Genomic DNA, 23,939 nt, shown 5'->3' with positions numbered 1-23,939 from the left:
GCACGCCTACTGACGCGGCGCCATGGCCGCGCTCACCGGATCGTCGACGATCAGGCCGGACGTTTGTCCGACGGGTGCTCGGTCGGCAGCGGGTTGTCCACCCGCTCGGACGCGATCGGGGTCGCCTCCGGGGCGGCTCCGGACGTCTCCACCTTGGAGTCCGCCTGCATCTCCTTGATCTCGGACTTGAAGATGCGCATCGACCTGCCGAGCGAACGCGCCGCATCGGGGAGCTTCTTGGCACCGAAGAGCAGCACGAACACCGCGATCACGATCACCCAGTGCCAGGGTTGTAGACCGCCCATTTAGGTCACCTCCAGACGTCGCGGCCAGTCTACCGTCACGTGGCGGGCTCGCCGTATGCGCGCAGCGCCGCTTCGGCCGATTCGCGGACCTTGGCGACCAGATCGGCGGGTTCGAGCACCCGCACCGCGGAGCCGAATCCGAGCACGAACCGCGCCATCCAGTCGTCGGAGGCGTAGGTCATCGCGGCTTCGCAGGTGCCGTCGGGCAGTTCGCGGGTCACCCGCAGCGGGTAGTAGTCGAACATCCACGACGCCGACCGGTCGATCAGCAGCGTGGCCGACGGGAGTGACGGGTCGGCGTCGAACAGCGAGGTGTCGGGCTCGGCCTGCACTGCGGGCGGTGGCGGCGCCGACGGCTCGTCGAGCAGCTGCGCGTCGACGATGCGGTCGAACCGGAACAGCCGCACCCCTTCGGCGGTTCGGCACCACGCCTCCAGATAGCTGTGGTCGCCGACCAGGACGACCCGGATGGGGTCGACGATGCGGCTGGTCAACTGGTCGTGGGAGGCCGAGTAGTACTCGATGCTCAGCGCACGCCCTTCGCGGACCGCGGCGCGCACCGCGGCGGCGGCGTCGTCCTCGATCGGCGCGGGGTCCTCGATCGCGGCGGCAGTCAGCGCACCGCCGTGTCCGACCGCGCCGGCGGCGGACTCGATCTTGGCGATCGCACTGCGCGCGGCCTCCGGGTCGACCATGCCGGGCACCTCGGCGAGCGCCCGCAACGCGACCAGCACCCCCGTCGCCTCCGGCGAGGTCAGCCGCAGCGGATGGTCGATGCCCGCGGTGAACGTCACTTCGATTGTGTCGCCGGAGAATTCGAAGTCGATCAGGTCGCCGGGGCCGTAGCCGGGCAGACCGCACATCCACAGCTGGTTGAGGTCGTCGCGCAGCTGCTTCTCGCTGACACCTAGATCGGAGGCCGCCTCGGCGTAGGTGATTCGCGGGTTGGCCTGGAAGTACGGGACCATGTTGAGCAGCCGCACCAGCCGCGTCGAAACGGTGCTCATATCGCGTTCACTCCCGCCTGCGCCCGCAGCCGCGCCACCACGTCGTCGCGCAGCGACTGCGGCTCCAGCGCGACCGCGTCGGGACCGTAGCTGGCGACTTCGCGGGCCAACCGGTCGAACATGCCGACGTCGATCGTGATCACCTCACCGGTCCGGCCGTCGAGGGTGTGCGGTTCGGTCGCCGTCGCGCGTCGGCGCAGTGCGGTGCCGCGCCCGTCGGCGATCCACACCCTGGCCTGTCCGCCCGACGGCCACTCCCCGACCGCCCGCTCGACGATTTCGCGCAGGTTGGCGTCTTTCGGCCGCTGCACCGCGCCGCGCGGCCCGATCGGTGTGACCTCGGCGCCGATGCGCGACAACCGGAACGTGCGGGTCGCGTCTCGGTCGCGGTCGTGGCCGACGAGGTACCACCGGCCCCGGTCGGTCAGCACGCCCCACGGTTCGACCGTGCGGATGGTGTACGGCTCGGTGCGCGACGGCCGGTGCGGGAACTGCACCGCCTGCCCGTTGTCGATGGCGGACAAGAGGATTCCCAGCACATCCTCCGATCCGCGCAGTCCAGGCAGCGCCGCGGTCGAGGTGATCGTGGGGGCGGCGTCGACGGCGTCGATGTCGATGCCCGCGGCGCGCAGTTTGAGCAGCGCGTTCTGGGTGGCGGTGATGAGTTCCGGCGACTCCCACAGCTGCGTGGCCACGGCGACGGCGGCGGCTTCGTCGGCAGTCAGTTCGACCGCGGGCAGCGCGTAGGCGTCGCGGTTGATGCGGTAGCCCTCGGTGGGGTCGTACTGCGAGACCCGGCCGGTCTCCAGCGGGATGCCCAGATCGCGCAACTCGTTCTTGTCGCGCTCGAACATGCGGGAGAACGCCTCGTCGCTGGCGCTGTCCGAGTAGCCGTAGACCGTTTCGCGGATCCGCTCGGCGGTGATGAAGGTGCGGGTCGACAGGAGCGCGATCACGAGGTTCATCAGCCGTTCGACTTTGGAGATCGCCACTTGCAACAGCTTAGGGTGTGCCGCCGGTAGGCCGAGCGCTCACTCCGGTACGAATTTCCGCGTCGCATCCGTACATACGTGAGCGCTCACGCTGCGGCGGCCCGGGTGAGCAGAGCGTCGATGCGGCGCAACATCACGTCGGGGTGCCGACGGACGTCATCGCCGACGATCGACATCACCCGCCAGTCGATTTCCTCGAGCGCGGCCCGCTTCTGCCGATCCCGCCGCAGATCTTCCGGTGAGCTGTGCCAGTCGAATCCGTCGTACTCCACCACGACCCGCAGATCCGGCCACGCGAAGTCGACTCGCCACAAGCGGCCGTCCCGGTCGAAGATCTTGTACTGCAACTCTGGTTCGGGCAGTCCGCCGTCGACCATCACGAGCCGAGCTTCGCTCTCCATCGGCGACTCCGCCTCGGAGCGGGCGAGTTCGATGAGTTCGCGCACCGTGACGATCCCGCGCCGGCCCGCCTGCGCCAGAGCCGCCGCGCGTAGTTCAGCGCGGTCACAGGTCAGGCTGCGAAGCGCGGCGTCGAGTGTCGCCAGGGCACGGGGCCGTCGCAGCGCACGCGCGACCTCGACCGCAGTCCAGGCGGGCGTGGTGAGCAGCCGACCGTTCTCGACGGTCAGCGGCGCGCCGTCCCGGCGGTGCACCGTCAGCCCGGGCTGGTCTCGCAGCAGGCACCCCTGCGGGTTGAGGACATGCAGGTCCGTCACGTCTTCGGTGTCGAAACCGAACATCGCGGCGGCCGTGCCCAGACACGCGGCGACGGGTTCGCCGCAGCGAAGGTCGAGGCCGCGCAGGCGGGTCCACGGATCGGCTTCGCCCGCGCTGTAGATGTTGGGGAAGATCTTCACCAGCTCGCGGGTGCGCAGCAGGCGCTGCAGTCCGCGCCGGCTCAGATGCGACAGGATTTGCGCCGAGGTCGCGACGCCGCCCTGCGCTGCGAGGACAGCTCGAAGCTCGGGCGGCATGCGGGAATTGTCGGCCGCCGCGGGCCTCGATCGCCAATAGCCCCTGTGGATAAGTGCCGAGCGCTCATCCTTGTACAGATTCTGGAGCGCAAACCGTACAAGAGTGAGCGCTCGCGCCAAAGAAGAATTACATGCTGGCGATGAGCCGCTTGACCCGCTCGTCGACCGACCGGAACGGGTCCTTGCACAGCACCGTGCGCTGCGCCTGGTCGTTGAGCTTGAGGTGCACCCAGTCGACGGTGAAGTCGCGGCCCGCTTCCTGCGCGGCGCTGATGAACTCGCCGCGCAGTTTGGCGCGGGTGGTCTGCGGCGGTGTGTTGACCGCAGCCTCGATGTCCTCGTCGGTGGTGATCCGCGTGGCCAGACCCTTGCGCTGCAGCAGGTCGAACACGCCGCGGCCGCGCTTGATGTCGTGGTACGCCAGGTCCAGCTGGCTGATCTTCGGGTCGGACAGCTCCATGTTGTAGCGGTCCTGGTAGCGCTGGAACAGCTTGCGCTTGATCACCCAGTCGATCTCGGTGTCGACCTTGGCGAAGTCCTGGCTCTCCACCGCGTCGAGTTGGCGACCCCACAGGTCGACGACCTGCTGGATCTGCGTGTTGGGCTCGCGGCTCTGCAGATACTCGACCGCGCGGGAGTAGTACTCGCGCTGAATGTCCAGGGCGCTGGCCTGCCGCCCGCCGGCCAACCGCACCGGACGGCGGCCGGTCAGATCGTGGCTGACCTCGCGGATCGCCCGGATCGGGTTGTCCAGCGAGAAGTCGCGGAACGCGATGCCGGCCTCGATCATCTCCAGCACGAGCGACGCGGTGCCCACCTTGAGCATGGTGGTGGCTTCGCACATGTTCGAGTCACCGACGATGACGTGCAGCCTGCGGTACTTCTCGGCGTCGGCGTGCGGCTCGTCGCGGGTGTTGATGATCGGCCGGGACCGGGTGGTGGCGCTCGAGACGCCCTCCCAGATGTGTTCGGCGCGCTGGCTCAGGCAGAACGTGGCCGCCTTCGGGGTCTGCAGCACCTTGCCCGCGCCGCAGATCAACTGGCGGGTGACCAGGAACGGCAGCAGGACATCGGAGATCCGCGAGAACTCGCCGGCCCGCACGATCAGGTAGTTCTCGTGGCAGCCGTACGAGTTGCCCGCCGAGTCGGTGTTGTTCTTGAACAGGTAGATGTCGCCGCCGATGCCCTCGTCGGCGAGCCGCTGCTCGGCGTCGATGAGCAGGTCTTCGAGCACCCGCTCGCCGGCGCGGTCGTGGGTGACCAGCTGCGTGAGGTTGTCACACTCGGCGGTGGCGTACTCGGGGTGACTGCCCACGTCCAGATACAACCTGGCGCCGTTCCGGAGGAACACGTTCGAACTGCGGCCCCATGACACCACCCGCCGGAACAGGTAGCGGGCCACCTCATCGGGACTCAGCCGACGATGCCCATGGAACGTGCAGGTGACACCGAATTCGGTCTCGATGCCCATGATTCGTCGCTGCACCTCATCGAGACTACTGGTTGCTGGGCTGCCGCGGTGGGCAAGCCGCGCCGGAACACCCAGATCGGTTGCCCGACGCTGTGGATAACCGGGGCGGCGGGGCGGCCGAATCTGTCAGCATGAGCCATGGGGGAAATCGTTGAACTCGACGTTCGGCAGCTGCGCACTGTCGCAGAACGGGTGACGGGCGCGGCCGGGCGCATCGCCGAGATGCCGTGGCCATCACTTGATCCCGACGCGCTGACCGGCGCCGCCTCCGCCGAGGTGACCGAGACGGCAGCCGTCGCGACCCGGCTCGCCGGTGTGGTCGCCGACATGCGGGCGTGGGCCGCCTCGGCGCGGACAGCCGCGGACGCGTTCGACGACGCCGAGCACCGCACCGGCGACCGTTTCCGGCGGTGACGACGCCGACGGTCGCCCAGGCCCGCGCCTGGCGTCCGGAGGCGCTGAACGGGCTGGGCGACGAGTGGGAGCGCGCCGCCCGCCTGATCGCCGCCAACGCCGACACGCTGGCCGCCGAGTTCGCGTTCTGGCGCGGCCAGGCCGCCGACGCCGCCCGCGCCGACGCGAAAAGCATTGTCGCCGAAGCGGAAACGGTTGCCCGAGCGCTGGTGCTGGCCGCCGCAGCCGCCCGCGACGGCGCCGACCAGATCGCCGACGCGCGGGCAGCGGTGCTGGCAGGGGTCGACGCCGCGGTCGGCGAGGGTTTCGTCGTCGGCGACGACGGGACGGTGTCTCCGCCCGCCCGGCCCTCGTCGTTGCTCGTCGCCCTGTCGGGCGGGGACCCCGCGCTGGCCGACGACCTGCTGGCAGCCCGGGCGCAGACCCTGACCGCCGAGGTGACGGCGGCGCTGCAGCGGCTCGGCGCCGCCGACGCCGACGCCGCCGCCGACCTCGCGGAGGCGCTCGCCCCGCCCGACGCAGGACCCGACGGGTTCGGCGCCGAGGTCGTGGCCCGCTGGCCCAGCACCGGCCAGGACGCGATCGCCGCACAGCTCGCGGCGATGACCGCCGAGCAGCGGGACCGCCTGATCGACGCGTTTCCCGAGCAGGTCGGCAACACCGACGGGGTGCCGTGGGACATGCGCACCCGGGCGAACCGGACCAACATCGCCCAGGCGGTACTGGACGAACCAGATCCCGCCCGGCTGAGCGTCTACCGCGACCTGCTCGCCGAGATCGACGACCCGGCAGGCGGAGGCGCCCGCCTCGACCGGCAGATCCTCGCGTTCGACCCGGCCCGCGCGTCGCTGGTCGAGTTGCACGGCAATCTCGCGTCGGCGTCGAGCGTCGCGGTGCTGGTGCCCGGGCTGGGCACCACGATCGCCGGGTCGGCGGCCAACACCGCGACTGCACGGCGGTTCGTCACTGCGACCCGCGGCGACGTCGCGGCGATCACCTACCTCGGCGGGCCGTTCCCGCGCGGGGACAACCCGCTGACCGCGCTCGCCGCGGCCGCCGACCCGCGGTACGCGCTGGGCATGGCTCCGCGGCTGGTCGCGTTCACCGAGGACGTCGACCGCCGGGTCGACGCCACCGGGCGCCGGATTCCGGTCACCGTGATCGGGCACTCCTACGGCGGCTCGATCGTGGGCACCGCCGAGACGCAGGGGCTGACCTCGGACCGCACTCTGTTCGTCGCGGCGGCCGGGGCCGGGGTGGGCGTGGACGACGCCGGTGACTGGCACAACCGGAACCCGGATGTGCTGCGGTTCTCCATGACGCCGCCGGGCGATCCGATCACTGCCGTGCAGGGCATTCCCGGCGGGCCGCACGGCGCCGACCCAGACGAGATGGACGGCGTGATCCGTTTGCCCACAGGCCATTACGACGACGGCAGGCCGATGGCCGGCCCCCGCGCACACTCCGACGTGTTGAACTGGCCGTCGGATTCGTGGCGCACCATCCTCGGCGTGATCACCGGCGACCTGCGGACGGATTCGGCAACCCTGCCCGAAACCGGCTGATAACTGGACAGAATGGGCCGATGTGGTCCCGCAGCTCCCCCGTCGACGGGTTCCGGCTGGCCTACGACCGTTTCGGCACCAGAGGTGCGCCGCCGGTGCTGCTGCTGCACGGGTGGCCGGGCAACCGCCACGACTACCGGCGCCTCGTCCCACTGATCAGCGACGCCGCCGACGTCATCGTGCCGGACCTACGCGGGTTCGGCGGCTCGGACAAACACGCGGTCGCGGTGCGGCACTTCTACAGCGCCACCGCGCAGGCCGGCAGCGTCATCGGGCTCATCAAGGAACTCGAGCTGTCCGAGGTGGTGCTCGCCGGCTACGACGTCGGCAGCCGCGTCGCCCAGAGCGTCGCGCGGATGCAACCGGACCTGGTGCGCTCGCTGGTGTTGTCCCCGCCGTTGCCCGGTGCCGGCGACCGCGTGCTGACGGCCAAGGCGCAGAGCGAGTTCTGGTATCAGGCGTTTCATCAGCTGCCGCTGGCCGCGCAGCTCATCGACGGCAACGCAGACGCGGTGCGGGACTATCTGCGCCACTTCTGGACTCACTGGTCGGGTCCGGATTTCGCTGTCGCCGAGGATGATCTGGATCGGCTGGTGGCCGACTACGCCCTGCCCGGCGCGTTCACCGCGTCGATCGCGTGGTACCGCGCCGGGGCGGGCATGATCGCCCAGTCACTGACCGAGCTGCCGCCCGACCGGGCCATCAAGATCCACGTGCCCACCGATGTGGTGTGGCCGCAACATGATCCGCTGTTCCCGCCGGAATGGGGCGACCGCCTCGGCCACTATTTCACCGACGTGTCGGTGTATCCGGCGTTCGACGCCGGTCATTTCACGCCGCTGGAGTGCCCCGAGCAGTTCGCGGAGCTGATCCTCATCCGCGCTCGACCCACCCGAGGCGTCGGCTGATCGTGTCGGCCGCGGCCGTCGTGAGCTTGGCGGTCTCGTCGAACTTGTCCTCACCCAGCCGGTAGGCGGGGCCCGAAACACTCAGTGCGGCAACCACTGCGGCGTCGGCGTCGCGCACCGGAGCGGCAACCGCGTTCAGCCCCACTTCCAGTTCCTCGCAGACCGACGCCCAGCCGCGGGTACGGACGGTCACGAGTTCGGCCCGCAGGTCCTCGATCGTGGCGAGTGTGGTGGCGGTGAAGGTCTCCAGGCGCGGCGCCACCCGGTCGGCGATCTCGGCGTCGTCGAGCCCGGCGAGCAGCACCTTGCCGCTCGACGTCGCGTGCGCCGGGCAGATCTGGCCGACCCAGGTCTTCAGGGTGATCTCTGCGGGGCCGATGGATTCGACGATGTTCACGACGCGGTCCACATCGAGGATCGCCAGGTTGGTGGTCTCACCGACCTGCGCACAGAGGTCGTCGCAGATGTCCTGGCTGACCTTGACCATGTCCAGGTGCGCACCGCTGGCCCGCGCCAGCCTGGTGATCGAGAATCCGAGCCGGTATTTGCCACGCCCGGTGACCTGCTCGACGTAGCCGCGGGCCTCCAGTGCGGCGATCAGCCGGGACACCGTCGACTTGTGGACACCGAGTTCAGCGGCGATCTCGGTGACCCCGGCCTGACCGGCCTCAGCGAGGATCTCGAGCACGAGCAGCGCCCGGTCGACGGACTGCACCGCGGCCGCCGGCCTGTCCTCGTCACTCTTGGGCATCGTTGACCAGCCTATACGGCTACCCGCGCGGCACCCCGAACCCCCCGACACGCCGCCGCACGGCCGCGATCTCGCGCAGCCCCTCACCGAGCAGGCTGCGGTTCAGCGGGGACAGCTCCGACATCGTCACCACGTCACCGGGGCTGCGCCCGGACGAGATCTGCTCGACCTGGTGGGCCATCCGCAGCCGCTGCAGCATCGCGAACACGTCGCACAGCGTGTCGGCGTCGCGTTCGCTGATCGACCCGGCCTGCGCGGCGGCGGCCAGCCGGGCCGGCGTCGTCGCCGAGCTCACCCCCGCGGTCAACCCGCCCCACCGCGCGAGGTTCACGATCGGCGTCACCGCGTGGTTCTTCAGATCGAACGTTCCGCCGCGGCGCGACAACACATCTCGCAGCCCGCGCGTGCGCACCTTGCCCGACAGCGCGTTGAGCAGTTGCAGCCTCAGCGCGTCCCGGCCTTCGGTCCGCAACCGGCGGTACACCGCCGGCACCGTGTGCAGTGCCGGATCTCCCCAGACGACGCGGCCGTCGATCAGCAACGACGACATGATCAGCCCGCGGTCGACCAGCGGGTGCTTGAGCCAGCCCTCGGCGGCACTCGCCCAGTCCGGTGCCGCGCGGGCGAACGCCGGCCGGTACGCGACGGCCCCGTTGGAGTCCGACGGCAACCCGCAGCCGTCGAGCGTGCGGTGCACCCGCGCCGCGATGTCGCGCAACGGGTCGCTCGCGCCGGCCGGCGCAAAGGAGAGGGCGCTGTCGACGTCCGACGACGGCATCGCCTCACGGCGGGCGACCGAACCCAGCGTCAGCCAGGCGAACGTCAGCGGCACCTGCCCCGATTCGGCGATCGCCAACTCCAGCGCCTTGCGCACCAGGCTGTCGATGACGACCGAGAGGATGGCGCTGGTCGCGGTCGCCTTGGTGCCGTTGCGGAACAGGTCGGCGGCCACCGCCGTGACCCGCGCGCCCGCCGTCTCCAGTTCGGTCGTGCTCGCCGCCGACCCGATCGCCCGGCGCAGCAGGAAACTCTGCCGCGCGGAGGCGGCCAGCAGGTCGGCGTCCTCGACGACGCCGACCACCTCGCCCCGCGTGGTCACCACCGGCATGTGCCGCAGCCCGCACTCGAGCATCTCCATCAGCACGGTGTCGGCGGTCAGGTCGGCGGTGACGGTGCGGGCCGGCGCGCTCATCACCCGGTCGATGCCGGTGTCGAGCGGTAGGCCCGCGGCCACCACCTTGGTGCGCAGATCGCGGTCGGTGAAGATGCCGAACTCGCCGCCGGGCAGCCGGATCAGCGCGCACCCGACGTGCCGTTCGGTCATGGCGATGACGACGTCGCGCACCGACGCGTCGGGGGCGACGAGCAACGGATCGCCGTGCAGCAGTTCGGAAACCGGCCGGTTGTCGATCGCGGTCGTGATCGTCGGCCGCGCGGCGGGCGTCCAACCCGACGACGCCAGGAACGCCAGCCCGGCGGGCTTGGCGAACTGCGCGCGCACCAAAGCTCCCGGCAGCCGAATCAGGGTGCTGGACACCGCCGTTCGGGCGTCGAAATCCGACCCGGCGCCGGTCAGCAGCGGCAGATAGCCGAAGATGCCGCCGACGTCGACGGTGTCGATGACGGTGCCGTCGGCGCTGGAGCGCAGCACGACCTGCCCGCTGCGCACCATCCACACGTCGTCGGGCACCCGCGTCGAGTAGTCGGCGACGAGCGCGCCCGCGGGGTACGTCTCGCTCTGCGCGCCCGACGCCAGCTGCGCGAGCTCGTCGTCGGGCACCGCCTGAAACGGGGTGTGCTGCGTGAGGAAGTCGGTCAGCTCACGAAGTTCGGATGAGCTCGGCACACTTCTCCGCCATCGTCATCACGGTGATGTTCGGATTGACCGCGGGCAGTTTGGGCATCGCCGACGCGTCCACCACCCGCAGCCCCGAGACGCCCTTGACCCGCAACGCCGGATCGAGCACCGCCATCGGATCGTCGACCGCGCCCATCCGCGCGGTCGCGGCCGGATGGTAGACGGTGTTGTGGCACTTGTGAATGTAGTCGAGCAGTTCGTCGTCGGTGGTGGCCTGCGGACCCGGGGCCAGTTCGCGGCCGACCCAGTCGGCCAGCGGGGGTTGTTCGGCGATCTCGCGGGCCAGGCGCACCCCGGCCAGCATGATGCGTTCGTCGTAGCCGTCGGGGTCGGTGAAGTACCGCGGGTCCACCCGGGCGCGGTCGCGGAAGTCGCGGGTGCGCAGCCGCACGGTTCCCCGGGAACGTCCCTGAGTCACGTTGGGGGTCAGGCAGAAACCGTTGTCGGTGGTCGGGTAGCCGTGCCGCAGCGTGTTCATGTCGAACGGCACGCTGCCGTAGTGCATCATCAGGTCCGGCTGCGTGATCCCGCCGGAAACCGAGTCGACACAGGTGAACAGCCCGATCTCCCACCACTGGGTCGAGGTCGTGACCATCGGTTGCGCAGCTTCCCAGAACACCAGGCCCTCGACGTGGTCGTCGAGGTTGGCGCCGACGCCGGGTGAGTCGACGCGCACGGCGATGCCGAACTCGCGCAGGTGCTCGGCGGGCCCGATTCCGGAGAGCATCAACAGTTTCGGGGTGTCGATGGCGCCGGCGGTGACGATCACCTCGCGCCGCGCGGTGACGACGTCATAGCCGGTGAGGTCCGGTCGCTGGTAGCGGACGCCGGTGGCGGCGCGGGCGTCGTCGAACAGGATCTCGGCGACCCAGCACTTGGTGCGCACCTCGAGGTTGGCGCGGGTGCCCAGGATCGGGTGCAGGTACGCGCGCGACGTCGAATTCCGCAGGCCGTCCTCGGACGCGTTGATCTGAAACCAGCCCGCGCCGTTGCGCACGGTCTCGCCGCGGTTGAACGCCACGGTCGGCAGGCCGACCATCGCGGCGGCCTCCAGTACCGCCGCTCCGCACGGGTCGCGCGGTGGAACATCGCGCAGCAGAACGGTTTCGGTGACCTTGCGGGTCAGCGGCAGCACCTCATCGGCGCCCCACCCGGTCGCCCCCATGGTCACCCACTCGTCGAGCGCCTCGGCGGGCGGCCAGAACGCGATGCAGGAATTGTGCGACGAGCACCCGCCGAGCACCTTGGCCCGGGCGTGGCGCATGAACGAGTTGCCCCGTTCCTGCGGTTCGATGGGATAGTCCCAGTCGTAGCCGGAGTCGAGCAGGTGCATCCACTCGGACAGCACGAGGATGTCGTCGTCGTCGACGTCGGAGGGCCCCGCCTCGAGCAGGCACACCGTGACGTCGGGGTCCTCCGAGAGCCGGGCGGCCAGCACGCATCCCGCGGTGCCACCGCCGGCGATGACGTAGTCGAAGACCCCCGCCTGCGCTGCCTCGGATGTCATCAGGCCTGCTCCACCGCCTCGGATTTGCTTGCTGCGGCGTGTGATTCGAGGCAGCCGATGTGGTGCCGGCCCTTGACGGCGTACCACAGCAGGCCGGCGCCGGCGATCACCCCGATGTAGACGAACGCGCCCCAGGTGTTGTACCAAGGATCGCCGTAGACCGCCGAGCGGGGCCACGCCAGGTTCAGCGCCATCCCGATGCCCCACACCACGGCGACGATGTTGACCAGCAGCCCCCAGCGTCCCATCGTGAAATAGCCGCCCTCCTTGAGGTCTTTCGGCGGCCACTCCCCCTTGAGCCGCTTCTTGAGCATCGGGCCGGTGACCATCAGGTAGGCCAGATAGATCATGATGATCGCGATCGACGTCAGCACCGTGAAGATCTTGGGCTGGCCGATGTTGATGACCAGGATGATGATCGCGATGACGCCGATGGTGACGGCGGGCACGATCGGCGTCTGCGTCTTGGGGTGCACGGTGGCCAGCTTCTCGCCGAAGGGCAGCGCGTTGTCGCGGGCCATCGCGAACGTCAGACGGATCGCCGCGGTGTGCACGGCCAGGCAGCACACGGTCACCGCGACCACGATGCACGCCAGGAAGATCTTGCCCAGCGGTCCCCACATCACCTGTTCGACGATGTACTGCAGCCCGCCGCTGCTCTCACCGAGTTGCGGGTCCTGCAGGTTGGGCGCGGCCATCACCGCGAAAACCAGGATGCCGCCGCCGATCACGAACGACGCCAGGATCGCCCTGGCGATCGCCTTAGGGGCGGTGCGGCGTGGCTCGACGGTCTCCTCGCCCAGCGAGCTGGCGGTGTCGAAGCCGTACATCACGTAACCCGATGCCAGCGACGCGATCAGGAAGGCCCCGAGGAAACCCATGCTCTCGCCGGCGCCGTAACCGTTGGTGGAGAAGAAGATGTCGGGACTGTTCTGCGCGTTGACCGCCAGCAGCACGACGATCAGCACCGCGGCGATCAGCTCGATGAACACCCCGCTGGAGTTGATCCTGGCCATCAGGCGCACACCGAGGGCGTTGACCAGTGTGGTGAACACGATCAGGATCGAGCCGAGCAGCACGGCGTTGGCGGCGTAGTCGTAGGTGCCGCTGCCGTCGCCGATGATCTGAAATCCGCTCCACAGCCGCGGCAGGTTCAGCTGGTAGGCCAGCGCGACCGCGGAGATCGTCACGATCGACGCGGTGAGCATCAACCATCCCGACGTCCAGCCGACCAGGCGGCTGGCCAGCTTCTTGCTCCAGTTGTAAACCGAGCCCGCCACAGGGTATTTGGCGGCCAGTTCCATGAAACACAGCGCGACGGCCATCTGCCCGACGAACACCATCGGCCAGGACCACAGGTACGCCGGACCGGCGGTGCCGAAGCCGAAGTAGAACAGCTGGAAGGTGCCCGTCAGGATCGAGATGTAGCTGACGCCGGCGGCGAAGCTCGCGAACTTGCCGATGCTACGGTCCAGCGATTCGCGGTACCCGAAGTCCTCCAGACCGCTGTCCGCGTGGGGCTGTTTGATCACCATGGTGTCTATCCCTTGAACCAACCCGCAGGAGCCGGCGCGGTGTTGTGCCAGATGTGCTTGAGCTCTTGGTATTCCGCGAGACCGGTCGGTCCGAGTTCGCGGCCGTTACCCGACCTGCCGAAGCCACCCCACTCCGCGGCGGCGGTGTAGTAGCCGAAGTCGTTGAGCCACACCGTGCCGTGCCGCAGTTGCCGCACCACACGTTCGCCCCGCGCGGAGTCCGAGGTGCGCACCCCGGCGGCGAGACCGTACTGCGTGTCGTTGCCGAGGCCGATGGCCTCGGACTCGGTGGTGAACCGTTCGACAGTGAGAATAGGCCCGAACGTCTCCTCCTGCACGATGCGCATGGTGCGCTCGCAGTGGTCGAAGATCGTCGGCAGATAGAAGTACCCGTCGGCCAGGGCGGGATCGCTCGGCCTGGCTCCGCCCGTGACCAGCGTCGCGCCCTCCGAAACACCCAGCGCGACATAGTTTTCGACCTTGTCGCGGTGATCGGCCGACACCAGCGGACCGGTTTCGCTGGCGGGGTCCATCCCGTCGCCGATGCGGATCTTCTCCGCGCGGGCGGCCAGGTCGGCGACGAACTCGTCGGCGATCGACTGCTCGACGATCAGCCGGGTGCCGGCCGAGCAGACCTGCCCCGAGTGCAGGAACACGCCGGTGAGCACATGGTCGACGGCACTGTCCCACCCGTCGCTGCCGATGTCGGCGAACACGATGTGCGGATTCTTGCCGCCCAGTTCGAGGGCCACCTTGGTGACGTGTTCGGCGGCTGTCCTGGCGATGGTGCGTCCGGTGGCCAGTCCGCCGGTGAACGAGATGAAGTCGACGTCGGGATTGTCGGTGAGCGCCTGCCCCAGCGCGGCGCCGCTGCCTTGCACCAGGTTCACCACCGATGCGGGCACACCCGCTTCCTGCAGCAGGTGCGTGAACGCGATCGTGCTGAGCGGAGTCACCTCGCTGGGTTTGCACACCATCGTGCACCCCGCGGCCAGCGCGGGCGCCACCTTCCACGACATCTGCAACAGCGGGTAGTTCCACGGCGCGATGAGCACGCACACGCCGATGGGTTCGCGCACGACGCGGCTGACGACCGCGGGGGCGCCGACATCGACGAGACGGTCGCTCTCGGCGCCGATCAGGTGCGCGTAGTACCGGAACACCGACGTGACGTCGTCGATGTCGATCCGGCTTTCGGCCAGCGTCTTTCCGGTGTCCCTCGTCTCGAGGCGGGACAACGACTCCTTGTCCCGTTGCAGCAGATCGGCGACCCGGTGCAGCAGCGCGGCGCGTTCACCGGCGGGCGTCGCGCGCCACGACCCGTCGTCGAAGCACGCCCGCGCCGCCGCCACCGCCGCGCGCGCGTCGTCGGGACTGGCTTCGTCGACGACGGCGGCGACCGACCCGTCGGCCGGGTTGATGATGTCGCGGGTGCCCCCGTCCGAGGCGTGCCGCCATGTTCCGCCGATCAGGAGGTCGGGTTCACCGTTCATCAAGACGGGACACTACCCACTCATGGAACCCCGCGATGTGGTGTTCGGTGGGCACGAGCACTCCGCCGTTGCGGTAGGCCCGCGACGCCATCGACGGTTGAGTTCGCTCGCACGCGTCGAAATCCTGCTGGTTGACCCGGTGGAACAGCTCCACCGACGACGAGATGTCCCGGCCCGAGGTGAGCACGTCGGCGGTGTAGAGCCAGTCGCATTCGACGATGGTCCGCGCCGGCGATACGGGATACATCCGATGGAAGATGATGTGGTCGGGCACCAGGTTGATGAACACCGTCGGCTTGACGGTGATGGCGTAGTAGCGGCGGTCCTGTTCGTCGGTGATCCCGGGCAGCCGGTCGAATCCGGCGGTGCCGTCGACGGTGAAACCGGCGACTGCGGAACCGAATTCGGCACCCGCGCCGATGTTGGCCTGGGCGGCGACGCCGCGGCTGAATTCGGGCAGCACACCGACGAGTTCGGGGTGGATGGAACTGCAGTGGTAGCACTCCATGAAGTTCTCGACGATGAGCTTCCAGTTCGCCGCGACGTCGTAGGTGATGCGGCGGCCGACGTCGAGGCCGCCGATGCCGTAGCGGTTGATCGCGTCGGCGTCGCCGAGGGTGGCTGCGGCCTCGGCGATCACGTCATCGAACGGCGGCGGGGTGTCGGACAGGCACACCCAGGCGTAGCCCAGCCATTCGGTCAGCGCCACCGGCACCAGACCGTAGCGGTACCGGTCGATCGGCGCGCCGGTCTCGTCGGTCAGCGTCGCCAGGTTCGGCGCTGCGGTGAGCTTGCCGTCCAGCCCGTAGGTCCACGAGTGGTACGGGCAGCGCAGATTGCGTTTGACGGTGCCCTCCGGGTCCGTGCACAGTTGCGCGCCGCGGTGCCGGCAGATGTTGAGGAACGCCCGCAGCAGCCCGTCGCGGCCGCGGACCAGCAGCACGCTCTCCCGGCCGACCTGAACTTTCTTGAACCGGCCGGGGGCGGCGAGGTCCGACGACCGCACCGCGCAGATCCACGACGCCTCGAAGATGCGCTCCTGCTCGGCGGCGAAGACGGCGTCGCTGACGTAGTAGTCGCCGCCGAGGGTGGGGCGCAGGGCAGGCATCCCGAGCGCGGGGGCGTCGAGAAGCGGTGGTTCGGCGGTCATACGCTCACCAGCCGCTTCGGGTCGAACAGCGCGATGGGGTGGGTGGTCTCGCCGGTGGTGGCCAGGTCGGCGAGGATCTCACCGACCACCGGCACGAATTTGAAACCGTGCCCGGAGAACCCGCACGCCACGGTGACGTTGGCGCTGTCGGGGTGGCGGGCGATCACGAAATGCTGGTCGGGGGTGTTGGAGTACATGCAGGTGGCCGAGTGCAGACACGGTCCGTCGAGGGCGGGCAGCAGTTCGGCGGCCCGCGCGCGCATCTCGGCGACCTCGTGCTCGTGCACGGTCCGGTCGATGGTGTCCGGCGTGCACTCCACGCCTTTGCGGAAGAACGCGACCTTGACGCCGCCGCGTGCGCCGTCGATCGCCGGAAAGCCGTAGATCTGCATCCCGTCGGGGTTCTCCTCGATGAAAATCGGGTGGTCGACGAACGGCGCCGTGCCGCCGACGGGGTCGAGCCAGTACAGCACCTGCCGTTCGATGGTGATCGGGATCCCGAACTCGGCGAGCAGCTGCGGCGCCCACGCACCCGGGCAGATCACGAGTTGCCCTGCGGTGTAGGTGTTCTGCGCGGTCCGCACCGTGACGCCACCGGCAGTCTCGGACCAGTCGAGGACTTCCTCGCCGAACCGCAGTGTGGCGCCGGCCTGCTCGGCGAGGTCGATGTGGGCCTGCACGGTCAGTTCGGGCCGCGCGAACCCCGCCTTCGCCTCGTACAGCGCGACGTCGTCGGCTGCGGGAGCGAAGTTGGGGAAGCGCGAACGGATTTCGCGCGCGTCGAGCACGTCGTGCGGTAGATCCCACTGCCTGCTGGCCCGGATGCTGCCTGAGACGGTGAGGCAGTCGGGCGGACCGATGAACAGCCCGCCGGTGATCCGGTACACCTCGCGTCCGCTGTCGGCGGCGAGTTTGTCCCAGAGTTCGTAGGCGCGCAGCAGCAGCGGGACGTAGGCGGGATCCTCGAAGTAGGACTGGCGGATGATGCGTGAACCGCCGTGGCTGGATCCCCGGTCGTGAGCCGGGGTGAACTTCTCGAGGCCGAGCACCCGCTGGCCCCGGGCGGCGAGGTGATAGGCCGCCGCGCTGCCCATGCCGCCGACACCGATCACGATCACGTCGTAAGTCATTGCTTCACCGCCTGATCCGGGTCATCTGGGGATCCACCACGGGATCGCCGTGCACCACCGCCGTGTGCCGGGTGCCTCGGTAGTCGACGACGACGGTGTCACCGATCGCGACGCGGGCCGGCAGCCATGCATAGGCGATGGTGCGGCCCACGGTCGTCGAATATGCCGCACTGGTGGTGTAGCCGACACAGCCGCCGTCGGCGTAGACCGCCTCCTTGCCCAGCGCCACGGCGGCCGCGTCGTCGAAGACGATGCTGCGCAACAGCGTCCGCGGCGCCGCGCCGAGCGCTTGCTTGCCGACGAAATCCTTGCCCGTGCGCACCGCGAACTCCAGTCCCGCCGCGGCGGGTTGATGTTCGGTGGTGATGTCGGTGCCCCACAGCCGGTAGCCCTTCTCGACGCGCAGGCTGTTGAACGCGATCCGGCCGGCGGGGACGACGCCGTGGGCCTGGCCCGCGGCATAGAGCAGATCCCACAGCGCCGCACCGTATTCGGCGCTGGTGTAGATCTCCCATCCGAGTTCGCCGACGTAGGAGACCCGCAGCATGGTGACCGGGATGGCGTCGAGGTGGGTCTGTTTGGCGCGGAAGTATTTGAACGCTTCGTTCGACAGGTCGTCCGGACACAGCGGCTGCACCATGTCGCGGGCCAGCGGCCCCCACACCCCGATGCAGCAGGTCGCGCCGGTGATGTCGCGGATCGTCACATCGTCGGGCGCGTGGCGGGCGAGCCAGTCGTAGTCCAGCGGGGAGTTGACCGCAACCTGGTAGCGCTGCTCGGCGAGGCGGGCGGCGGTGATGTCGCTTCGGATGCCGCCGGTTTCGTCGAGCAACAGCGTGTAACTGACCGATCCGACGCTCTTGTCGACGTTGTTGGTCGTCATCCGCTGCAGGAACGCCGCCGCGCCCGGTCCCGCCACCTCGTAGCGGGTGAGCGGGGTCATGTCGTACATCGCGACCCGCTCGCGGGTGAGGTGCGCTTCGGCGATCGAGATCGGCGACCAGTACCGCGCGGACCAGTCGTCGCGCGGCGGGCAGGCCAACCCGTCGTCGAAGAGTTGTTGCGCCACCGCGGCGTTGGCCTCGTACCAGGCCGGGCGTTCCCAGCCGCCGCCCTCGTAGAAGAAGGCGCCGAGTTCCTGCTGGCGGGCGTAGAACGGGCTGGTCCGCAGGCCGCGTAGCGCACTGCGGAACTGGTACGGGTGGATGATGTCGTAGACCTCGACGAACGCCTGCGTGCTGGTCTGCATGATGAACCGCGGGCTGCGCGCGACATCCTCGAACCGGTACAGGTCGCATTCGTGTACGTCGACCTGCGGGGCCCCGTCGAGGATCCACTCGGCGGTGGCCTTCGCGACGCCGGCCGAGTGGGTCACCCACACCGCTTCGGCGACCCAGAACCCGTGCAGGTCGCGGTGCTCACCCATGATCGAGAACCCGTCGGGGGTGAACGAGAAGATCCCGTTGAACGCCTCTTCGACCTTCGAATCACCCAGCGCGGGAAGCAATGTGCGCGCCGCCTGCCAGGCGGGGGCGAAGTCGTCCTCGGTGAACGGCAGCATCGACGGCATCGGCTCGCCCGCCGTGTCGGCCAGCAGGTTGGCGAGGTCCACCGGCATCGGCTGGTGGCTGTAGGAGCCGATCCCGATCCGGTCGACGTGCTCGCGGAAGTACAGGTCCTGGTCCTGGTGGCGCAGGATCGGCAGCCCGGCCTCGGCCAGTTCGGTGTTGCGCCCGACCAGCGGTTCGATCCGCCCGGTGCGGGCGTACTGGTGTGCCATCGGCACCAGCGGCACGACCAGACCGACCCGCTTGGCGAGTTCCGCGCCCCAGAAGCCCGCCGCGCACACCACCACGTCGGCGTCGACGACGCCTGCCTGGGTGCGCACCCCGGTGACCCGGCCGCCGCTGTGCACGATGTCGAGCACCTCGGTGTGCGGGCGGAACGTCGCGCCCCGGCTGATCGCTTGGCGCGCTTGCGCTTCGGCGGCACGCACCGCCTTGGCCAGCCCGACGGCGGGGGTGTGGAAGCCGCCGAGGATCTGATCGCGGTCGAGCAACGGATGCAGCCGCACGCAGTCGGCAGGGTCGAGCAGACGGCCCTCGATCCCCCACGCGGCCGCCCAGCCCGCCTTGCGGTGCAGATCCGCCCAGCGTTCCGGCGTGGTCGCGACCTCCAGGCCACCGACAGGGTTGAATGCCCACCCGTCGGGATGGTGCAGTGCGGCGAACTTCTCGACCGTGTAGCGGGCGAAGGCGGTCATCGTCTTCGACGAGTTGGTCTGGAACACCAGGCCGGGCGCGTGCGACGTCGACCCGCCGGTGGCGAACAGCGGACCACGGTCGAGCACGGTGACGTCCGTGCAGCCGCGCGCGGTCAACTCGTCGGCGAGGGAGGTGCCGACGATGCCGGCACCGATCACGACCACTTTGGGCACTTCTGGCATGGGTCGACCGCCTTGCGGATGAGAGCGATGGGAGTTGTTGCCTTCATTGTTGCGTAACACGCAACCCGTTTTGAATTACGCAACACATCGTGCGCGTCGGAGCGCCCCGCGTCAACACGAACACGCGAAATTAACCGGGCGGATGTTCGTCCGCCCGGTCGCGTTATCGGGTGAGCTACTGCTCGGTGTCGTCGCCGGCCGGGGCGGGCTCGGCGGCGGGCAGCAGGGTCTCCAAAACCGAGCCGGTGATCCGCCGGAACGCCCGCCGGGGGCGGTTGGCGTCGAGTACCGCCACTTCGAGCGTGGCCGGCCCGAGCACGCGGGGCTCGGTCCCGTTGCCCGCGGCGTGCAGGGCGTCGACGGCGATCTTCACCGCGTCCTGCAGGCCGGCGTTCTCGGTGTACGAGTCGTTGAGCGCGGTGATGATCGGCTCGGTGGTGCCGCCCATCACCACGAAGTGCGGCTCATCGGCGATGGAGCCGTCGTAGGTGATGCGGTACAGCTCGGGCGCCTTGCTCTCGCCGAAGTGCGCGACCTCGGCCACACAAAGCTCGACCTCGTACGGTTTGGCCTGCTCGGTGAAGATGGTGCCCAGCGTCTGGGCGTAGATGTTGGCCAGCTGCCGGCCGGTGACGTCGCGCCGGGCGTAGGCGTAGCCGCGGGTGTCGGCGTACTGGATGCCGCCGCGGCGCAGGTTGTCGAACTCGTTGAACCGGCCGACGGCCGCGAAGCCGACGCGGTCGTAGAGCTCGCTGACCTTCTGCAGCGAGCGCGACGGGTTCTCCGCAACGAACAACACACCGTCGGCATAGGCGAGCACCACCACGCTGCGTCCGCGCGAGATGCCTTTGCGCGCAAGCTCGGAACGCTCACGCATCGCCTGTTCGGGCGAGATGAAATAGGGAAAGCTCACGAATCTCCCCGCGCGTCGGTCGAACGGTGGACAGCGTCCGGGCCGAAGGTGTCGGCACGCGAACGGCTTTCGATCACCTGACGGGCCAGCTCGGCGATGCGGTCCTCGGACACTTCCTCGGCCCCGTCGGCACCGATGGTGACCGCGGTCGGGTAGATGCCGCGGACCAGGTCGGGGCCACCGGTGGCCGAATCGTCGTCAGCGGCGTCGTAGAGCGCCTCGATGGCCACGCGAAGCGCCGAATCCCCGTCGGTCACTTGGGAATACAGCTTCTTCATCGAGGACTTGGCGAAGATCGAACCCGACCCCACCGATTGGTAGCCCTCTTCCTCGAAGTTCCATCCGCCCGCGGCGTCGAAGGACACGATGCGCCCGGCGGCCTGCGGGTTGGGGTCGTCGAGGTCGTAGCCGGCGAGCAGCGGCAGGGCCACGAAACCTTGCAGCGCCGCACCGAGATTGCCGCGCACCATGGTGGCAAGCCGGTTCACCTTGCCCGGGAACGTCAGCGCGACACCTTCGAGCTTTTCGTAGTGCTCCAGTTCCACCGCGTACAGGCGGGCGAACTCGACCGCGATCGCCGCGGTGCCCGCGATCCCGGTCGCGGTGTAGTCGTCGGTGATGTAGACCTTCTGCACGTCGCGGCTGGCGATCATGTGGCCCTGCGTGGCGCGGCGGTCACCGGCCATCACCACGCCGCCGGGGTACTTCAGCGCGACGATCGTGGTGCCGTGCGGAAGCGCGTCGCCGGCCTGGGCAGCGACCTTGTTGGCGGGAAGAAGTTCGGGCGCCTGGCGGCGCAACAGTTCAGAGAAGGACGACAGGTCCACGGGGACAGAGGGCGCTCCGGGTAGTGGTGACGGGAAAGAGAGCTGATCGCGGTGCGGCCAGGTCACTGTCCACCCTTCTGTACATACGCGCGCACGAAGTCCTCGGCGTTCTCCTCGAGGACGTCGTCGATCTCGTCGAGCAGATCGTCGGTCTCCTCGGCCAGCTTCTCGCGACGCTCCTGTCCGGCGGCCGTGCTGCCGGTGAGGTCGTCGTCCTCGCCGCCACCACCGCCACGCTTGGTCTGCTCCTGAGCCATCGCTGCCTCCTGCGTAAGTTGTCGGCGGGCTCACTGCGCCCGCCGTGACTCCACATTACCGTTCGCCGCCCGGATTGCCGGGGATAGCTCGCGACCCGCCGAACCCGAGCAACGGTCAGTTGGTGAGCTGTTCGACCAGTTCCACCGCGCTGTCGACCGAGTCGAGCAGCGCTCCGACGTGGGCTTTGCTGCCTCGCAGCGGCTCGAGGGTGGGGATCCGGACCAGCGAATCACCGCCGAGATCGAAGATCACGGAGTCCCAGCTGGCGGCGGCGATGTCCGCGCCGAACCGGCGCAGGCACTCCCCGCGGAAATAGGCGCGCGTGTCGATCGGCGGGTTGTCCACCGCGTCGAGCACCTGCTGTTCGGTGACCAGACGCTTCATCGATCCCCGCGCGACGAGCCGGTTGTACAGGCCCTTGTCCAGGCGCACATCGGAGTACTGCAGGTCGACCAGGTGCAGCCGCGGCGCCGACCAGCCGAGGTTCTCCCGGTGACGGAAGCCCTCGAGCAACCGCAGTTTGGCCGGCCAGTCCAGGATCTCGGCGCACTCCATCGGGTCGCGCTCGAGCAGGTCTAGCACGTTGGCCCAGGTCTCGAGGATGTGCGACGCCCGCGGGTCCGGATCGCGGCTGTCCACCAGCTTGGCCACCCGGTCCAGGTAAATGCGTTGCAGCGCAAGACCGGTCAGTTCGCGGCCGTCGGCCAGCGCGACCGTGGCGCGCAGCGACGGGTCCCGGCTGATGACGTGCACGGCGTGCACGGGCCGCGCCAGCGCCAGATCGGACAGGTCGACGTTCTCCTCGATCAGGTCGAGCACCAGCGCGGTGGTGCCCAGCTTGAGGTAGGTCGACGTCTCCGACAGGTTGGCGTCGCCGATGATCACGTGCAGCCTGCGGTACTTGTCGGCGTCGGCGTGCGGCTCGTCGCGGGTGTTGATGATGCCGCGTTTGAGCGTGGTCTCCAGGCCGACCTCGACCTCGATGTAGTCGGACCGCTGGGAGAGCTGGAACCCTGGCTCGTCGCCGGAGGGGCCGATGCCGACGCGACCCGAACCCGTGACGACCTGCCGGGACACCAGGAACGGCGTCAGCCCCGCGATGACCGCGGAGAACGGCGTCTGCCGCGACATCAGGTAGTTCTCGTGCGACCCGTACGACGCGCCCTTGCCGTCGACGTTGTTCTTGTACAACTGCAGCTTGGCCGCGCCCGGCACGCTGGCGACGTGCCTGGCGGCCGCCTCCATCACCCGTTCGCCGGCCTTGTCCCAGATCACGGCGTCGAGCGGGTCGGTGCACTCCGGCGCGGAGTACTCGGGGTGGGCGTGGTCGACGTAGAGCCGCGCGCCATTGGTCAGGATCATGTTGGCCGCGCCGACCTCGTCGGCGTCCACCACCGGCGGCGGGCCCGCCGAGCGGCTCAGGTCGAATCCGCGGGCGTCGCGCAGCGGGGATTCCACCTCGTAATCCCAGCGGGTGCGCTTGGCGCGCTGAATCCCGGCGGCCGCGGCGTAGGCCAGCACCGCCTGGGTTGAGGTCAGGATCGGATTCGCGGTCGGATCAGACGGCGAGGAGATCCCGTACTCGACCTCCGTTCCGATAATCCGTTGCATACCGCCAAGCCTAGGTGACGCAGCGGTCCCGGCTGCGTGGTGCCGTCGTCCCACGCCGGTAATCCGCTCTCAGCGATCTCTCAGCGAACACCTGCCACCCTTGCCGCGCTGCTGCTCAACGGCGACGGCAGAGGTGACCGTCGACAGGATTAGGGAGACTATGAAGACAATCGGTCGGATCGTCGTCGCATCGGCCACCGCGGTGGTCATGACATTCGCAGCGGTGTTCGTCAGCAGCGGAACCGCCCAGGCGGGCCTGGACAACGAGCTCACCCTCAACGACGAACAGGGCCGGACGCTGACCATCCAGCAGTGGGACACGTTCCTCAACGGCGTGTTCCCATTGGACCGCAACCGGCTGACCCGCGAGTGGTTCCACTCCGGCCGAGCCAAGTACATCGTCGCCGGCGAAAGCGCCGACGACTTCGAGGGCACGCTCGAGCTGGGCTACCAGATCGGTTTCCCGTGGTCGCTGGGTGTGGGGATCAACTTCAGCTACACCACCCCCAACATCTTGATCAGCGACGCGCCGATCACCAACCCGCTGAGCTCGATCATCACCCCGAACCTGCTTCCCGGCGTGTCCATCAGCGCCGACCTCGGTAACGGCCCCGGCATCCAGGAGGTCGCCACGTTCTCCGTCGACGTCGCCGGAGCCGAGGGCGAGGTCGCGGTGAGCAATGCGCACGGCACGGTCACCGGCGCCGCAGGCGGCATCCTGCTGCGGCCCTTCGCGCGACTGATCGCGACAACCGGCGACAGCGTCACCACGTACGGGGATCCCTGGAACATGAACTGAGGTCGCCGAGCCGCCCCGCACGGGC

General features: G+C 69.2%; 21 protein-coding genes. 4 read left to right on the top strand and 17 right to left on the bottom strand.

Going from position 1 to position 23,939, the window contains the following annotated elements:
• Nucleotides 1-50 precede the first annotated feature (50 nt).
• From tatA to pafA, 5 genes are all read right to left on the bottom strand, one after another.
• A complete protein-coding gene (gene tatA, locus BLW81_RS18745; RefSeq protein ID WP_083408470.1) occupies nt 51-305 on the bottom strand; it encodes a Sec-independent protein translocase subunit TatA in 255 nt (84 codons plus the stop codon).
• A gap of 35 nt (nt 306-340) precedes the next feature.
• Nucleotides 341-1,312 carry a helix-turn-helix transcriptional regulator gene (locus BLW81_RS18740; RefSeq protein WP_083408469.1) on the bottom strand — a complete coding sequence of 324 codons (972 nt, stop codon included), beginning with the start codon at nt 1,310-1,312 and terminating at the stop codon, nt 341-343.
• Nucleotides 1,309-2,304, bottom strand: a complete 996-nt coding sequence (locus BLW81_RS18735) for a helix-turn-helix transcriptional regulator (protein ID WP_083408468.1) — start codon at nt 2,302-2,304, stop codon at nt 1,309-1,311. Before BLW81_RS18735 ends, BLW81_RS18740 begins: the two co-directional genes overlap by 4 nt.
• Before the next feature lie 86 nt (nt 2,305-2,390).
• Nucleotides 2,391-3,278 (bottom strand): endonuclease domain-containing protein, encoded by an 888-nt coding sequence (locus tag BLW81_RS18730; protein ID WP_083408467.1) that lies wholly within the window; start codon nt 3,276-3,278, stop codon nt 2,391-2,393.
• Between the two features lie 127 nt (nt 3,279-3,405).
• On the bottom strand, nt 3,406-4,764 hold the full coding sequence (pafA, locus tag BLW81_RS18725; protein ID WP_157897746.1) for a Pup--protein ligase: 1,359 nt from the start codon (nt 4,762-4,764) through the stop codon (nt 3,406-3,408).
• Between the two features lie 123 nt (nt 4,765-4,887).
• Here pafA and BLW81_RS18720 point away from each other — a divergent pair, with 123 nt between their 5' ends.
• Genes BLW81_RS18720 through BLW81_RS18710 form a run of 3 tightly spaced genes read left to right on the top strand, consistent with a single transcriptional unit; the run spans nt 4,888 to nt 7,636 of the window.
• On the top strand, nt 4,888-5,163 hold the full coding sequence (locus BLW81_RS18720; protein ID WP_083408465.1) for a DUF7162 family protein: 276 nt from the start codon (nt 4,888-4,890) through the stop codon (nt 5,161-5,163).
• A complete protein-coding gene (locus BLW81_RS18715; protein WP_083408464.1) occupies nt 5,160-6,728 on the top strand; it encodes an alpha/beta hydrolase in 1,569 nt (522 codons plus the stop codon). The genes BLW81_RS18720 and BLW81_RS18715 overlap by 4 nt, the downstream gene beginning before the upstream one ends.
• A 20-nt stretch (nt 6,729-6,748) precedes the next feature.
• Nucleotides 6,749-7,636 carry an alpha/beta fold hydrolase gene (locus BLW81_RS18710; RefSeq protein ID WP_083408463.1) on the top strand — a complete coding sequence of 296 codons (888 nt, stop codon included), beginning with the start codon at nt 6,749-6,751 and terminating at the stop codon, nt 7,634-7,636.
• Here BLW81_RS18710 and BLW81_RS18705 read toward each other — a convergent pair.
• From BLW81_RS18705 to dop, 12 genes are all read right to left on the bottom strand, one after another.
• The gene (locus BLW81_RS18705) at nt 7,602-8,387 is read right to left on the bottom strand and encodes an IclR family transcriptional regulator (protein ID WP_083408462.1); all 786 of its coding nucleotides are present in this window, start codon (nt 8,385-8,387) and stop codon (nt 7,602-7,604) included. The genes BLW81_RS18710 and BLW81_RS18705 overlap by 35 nt on opposite strands.
• Nucleotides 8,388-8,406: 19 nt before the next feature.
• On the bottom strand, nt 8,407-10,233 hold the full coding sequence (locus BLW81_RS18700; protein ID WP_083408461.1) for a putative nucleotidyltransferase substrate binding domain-containing protein: 1,827 nt from the start codon (nt 10,231-10,233) through the stop codon (nt 8,407-8,409).
• The gene (locus BLW81_RS18695; RefSeq protein ID WP_083408460.1) at nt 10,208-11,752 is read right to left on the bottom strand and encodes a GMC family oxidoreductase; all 1,545 of its coding nucleotides are present in this window, start codon (nt 11,750-11,752) and stop codon (nt 10,208-10,210) included. Before BLW81_RS18695 ends, BLW81_RS18700 begins: the two co-directional genes overlap by 26 nt.
• Nucleotides 11,752-13,287 (bottom strand): APC family permease, encoded by a 1,536-nt coding sequence (locus BLW81_RS18690; protein ID WP_083408459.1) that lies wholly within the window; start codon nt 13,285-13,287, stop codon nt 11,752-11,754. The genes BLW81_RS18695 and BLW81_RS18690 overlap by 1 nt, the downstream gene beginning before the upstream one ends.
• A gap of 5 nt (nt 13,288-13,292) precedes the next feature.
• A complete protein-coding gene (locus tag BLW81_RS18685) occupies nt 13,293-14,780 on the bottom strand; it encodes an aldehyde dehydrogenase family protein (RefSeq protein WP_083408458.1) in 1,488 nt (495 codons plus the stop codon).
• On the bottom strand, nt 14,770-15,930 hold the full coding sequence (locus tag BLW81_RS18680; protein WP_235632036.1) for an aromatic ring-hydroxylating oxygenase subunit alpha: 1,161 nt from the start codon (nt 15,928-15,930) through the stop codon (nt 14,770-14,772). The genes BLW81_RS18685 and BLW81_RS18680 overlap by 11 nt, the downstream gene beginning before the upstream one ends.
• Nucleotides 15,927-17,060, bottom strand: coding sequence for an N-methyl-L-tryptophan oxidase (solA, locus tag BLW81_RS18675; protein ID WP_083408457.1), 1,134 nt, complete (start codon nt 17,058-17,060; stop codon nt 15,927-15,929). Before solA ends, BLW81_RS18680 begins: the two co-directional genes overlap by 4 nt.
• 4 nt (nt 17,061-17,064) lie before the next feature.
• The gene (locus BLW81_RS18670) at nt 17,065-19,506 is read right to left on the bottom strand and encodes a GcvT family protein (RefSeq protein ID WP_083408456.1); all 2,442 of its coding nucleotides are present in this window, start codon (nt 19,504-19,506) and stop codon (nt 17,065-17,067) included.
• A 175-nt stretch (nt 19,507-19,681) separates the two neighbouring features.
• Complete coding sequence (gene prcA, locus BLW81_RS18665; protein ID WP_083408455.1) at nt 19,682-20,419, bottom strand: proteasome subunit alpha; 738 nt, start codon at nt 20,417-20,419, stop codon at nt 19,682-19,684.
• The gene (gene prcB / locus BLW81_RS18660; RefSeq protein WP_083408454.1) at nt 20,416-21,312 is read right to left on the bottom strand and encodes a proteasome subunit beta; all 897 of its coding nucleotides are present in this window, start codon (nt 21,310-21,312) and stop codon (nt 20,416-20,418) included. The genes prcA and prcB overlap by 4 nt, the downstream gene beginning before the upstream one ends.
• Nucleotides 21,309-21,503 carry a ubiquitin-like protein Pup gene (locus BLW81_RS18655; protein ID WP_003887572.1) on the bottom strand — a complete coding sequence of 65 codons (195 nt, stop codon included), beginning with the start codon at nt 21,501-21,503 and terminating at the stop codon, nt 21,309-21,311. The genes prcB and BLW81_RS18655 overlap by 4 nt, the downstream gene beginning before the upstream one ends.
• A 115-nt stretch (nt 21,504-21,618) precedes the next feature.
• Nucleotides 21,619-23,115, bottom strand: a complete 1,497-nt coding sequence (gene dop / locus BLW81_RS18650) for a pup deamidase/depupylase (RefSeq protein ID WP_083408453.1) — start codon at nt 23,113-23,115, stop codon at nt 21,619-21,621.
• 208 nt (nt 23,116-23,323) lie between these two features.
• Here dop and BLW81_RS18645 point away from each other — a divergent pair, with 208 nt between their 5' ends.
• Nucleotides 23,324-23,914 carry a porin MspA gene (locus tag BLW81_RS18645; RefSeq protein ID WP_407662349.1) on the top strand — a complete coding sequence of 197 codons (591 nt, stop codon included), beginning with the start codon at nt 23,324-23,326 and terminating at the stop codon, nt 23,912-23,914.
• The last annotated feature ends 25 nt before the right edge of the window (nt 23,915-23,939 follow it).

Source organism: Mycolicibacterium rutilum, from assembly GCF_900108565.1.
In the GTDB taxonomy this organism is placed as follows: domain Bacteria; phylum Actinomycetota; class Actinomycetes; order Mycobacteriales; family Mycobacteriaceae; genus Mycobacterium; species Mycobacterium rutilum.
The sequence above is the reverse complement of the archived record's forward strand: the minus strand, read 5'-3'. Positions and strand labels throughout refer to the sequence as shown.

Excerpts from the sequence above, each read along its gene's own strand:
- BLW81_RS18655 (WP_003887572.1), bottom strand. The coding sequence starts at position 21,503 with ATGGCTCAGGAGCAGACCAAGCGTGGCGGTGGTGGCGGCGAGGACGAC.
- tatA (WP_083408470.1), bottom strand. The coding sequence starts at position 305 with ATGGGCGGTCTACAACCCTGGCACTGGGTGATCGTGATCGCGGTGTTC.
- BLW81_RS18740 (WP_083408469.1), bottom strand. The coding sequence starts at position 1,312 with ATGAGCACCGTTTCGACGCGGCTGGTGCGGCTGCTCAACATGGTCCCG.
- BLW81_RS18690 (WP_083408459.1), bottom strand. The coding sequence starts at position 13,287 with ATGGTGATCAAACAGCCCCACGCGGACAGCGGTCTGGAGGACTTCGGG.
- solA (WP_083408457.1), bottom strand. The coding sequence starts at position 17,060 with ATGACTTACGACGTGATCGTGATCGGTGTCGGCGGCATGGGCAGCGCG.
- dop (WP_083408453.1), bottom strand. The coding sequence starts at position 23,115 with ATGCAACGGATTATCGGAACGGAGGTCGAGTACGGGATCTCCTCGCCG.
- BLW81_RS18710 (WP_083408463.1), top strand. The coding sequence starts at position 6,749 with ATGTGGTCCCGCAGCTCCCCCGTCGACGGGTTCCGGCTGGCCTACGAC.
- BLW81_RS18720 (WP_083408465.1), top strand. The coding sequence starts at position 4,888 with ATGGGGGAAATCGTTGAACTCGACGTTCGGCAGCTGCGCACTGTCGCA.
- BLW81_RS18680 (WP_235632036.1), bottom strand. The coding sequence starts at position 15,930 with ATGACCGCCGAACCACCGCTTCTCGACGCCCCCGCGCTCGGGATGCCT.
- BLW81_RS18730 (WP_083408467.1), bottom strand. The coding sequence starts at position 3,278 with ATGCCGCCCGAGCTTCGAGCTGTCCTCGCAGCGCAGGGCGGCGTCGCG.
- BLW81_RS18670 (WP_083408456.1), bottom strand. The coding sequence starts at position 19,506 with ATGCCAGAAGTGCCCAAAGTGGTCGTGATCGGTGCCGGCATCGTCGGC.
- BLW81_RS18645 (WP_407662349.1), top strand. The coding sequence starts at position 23,324 with ATGACATTCGCAGCGGTGTTCGTCAGCAGCGGAACCGCCCAGGCGGGC.
- BLW81_RS18695 (WP_083408460.1), bottom strand. The coding sequence starts at position 11,752 with ATGACATCCGAGGCAGCGCAGGCGGGGGTCTTCGACTACGTCATCGCC.
- BLW81_RS18685 (WP_083408458.1), bottom strand. The coding sequence starts at position 14,780 with ATGAACGGTGAACCCGACCTCCTGATCGGCGGAACATGGCGGCACGCC.
- BLW81_RS18705 (WP_083408462.1), bottom strand. The coding sequence starts at position 8,387 with ATGCCCAAGAGTGACGAGGACAGGCCGGCGGCCGCGGTGCAGTCCGTC.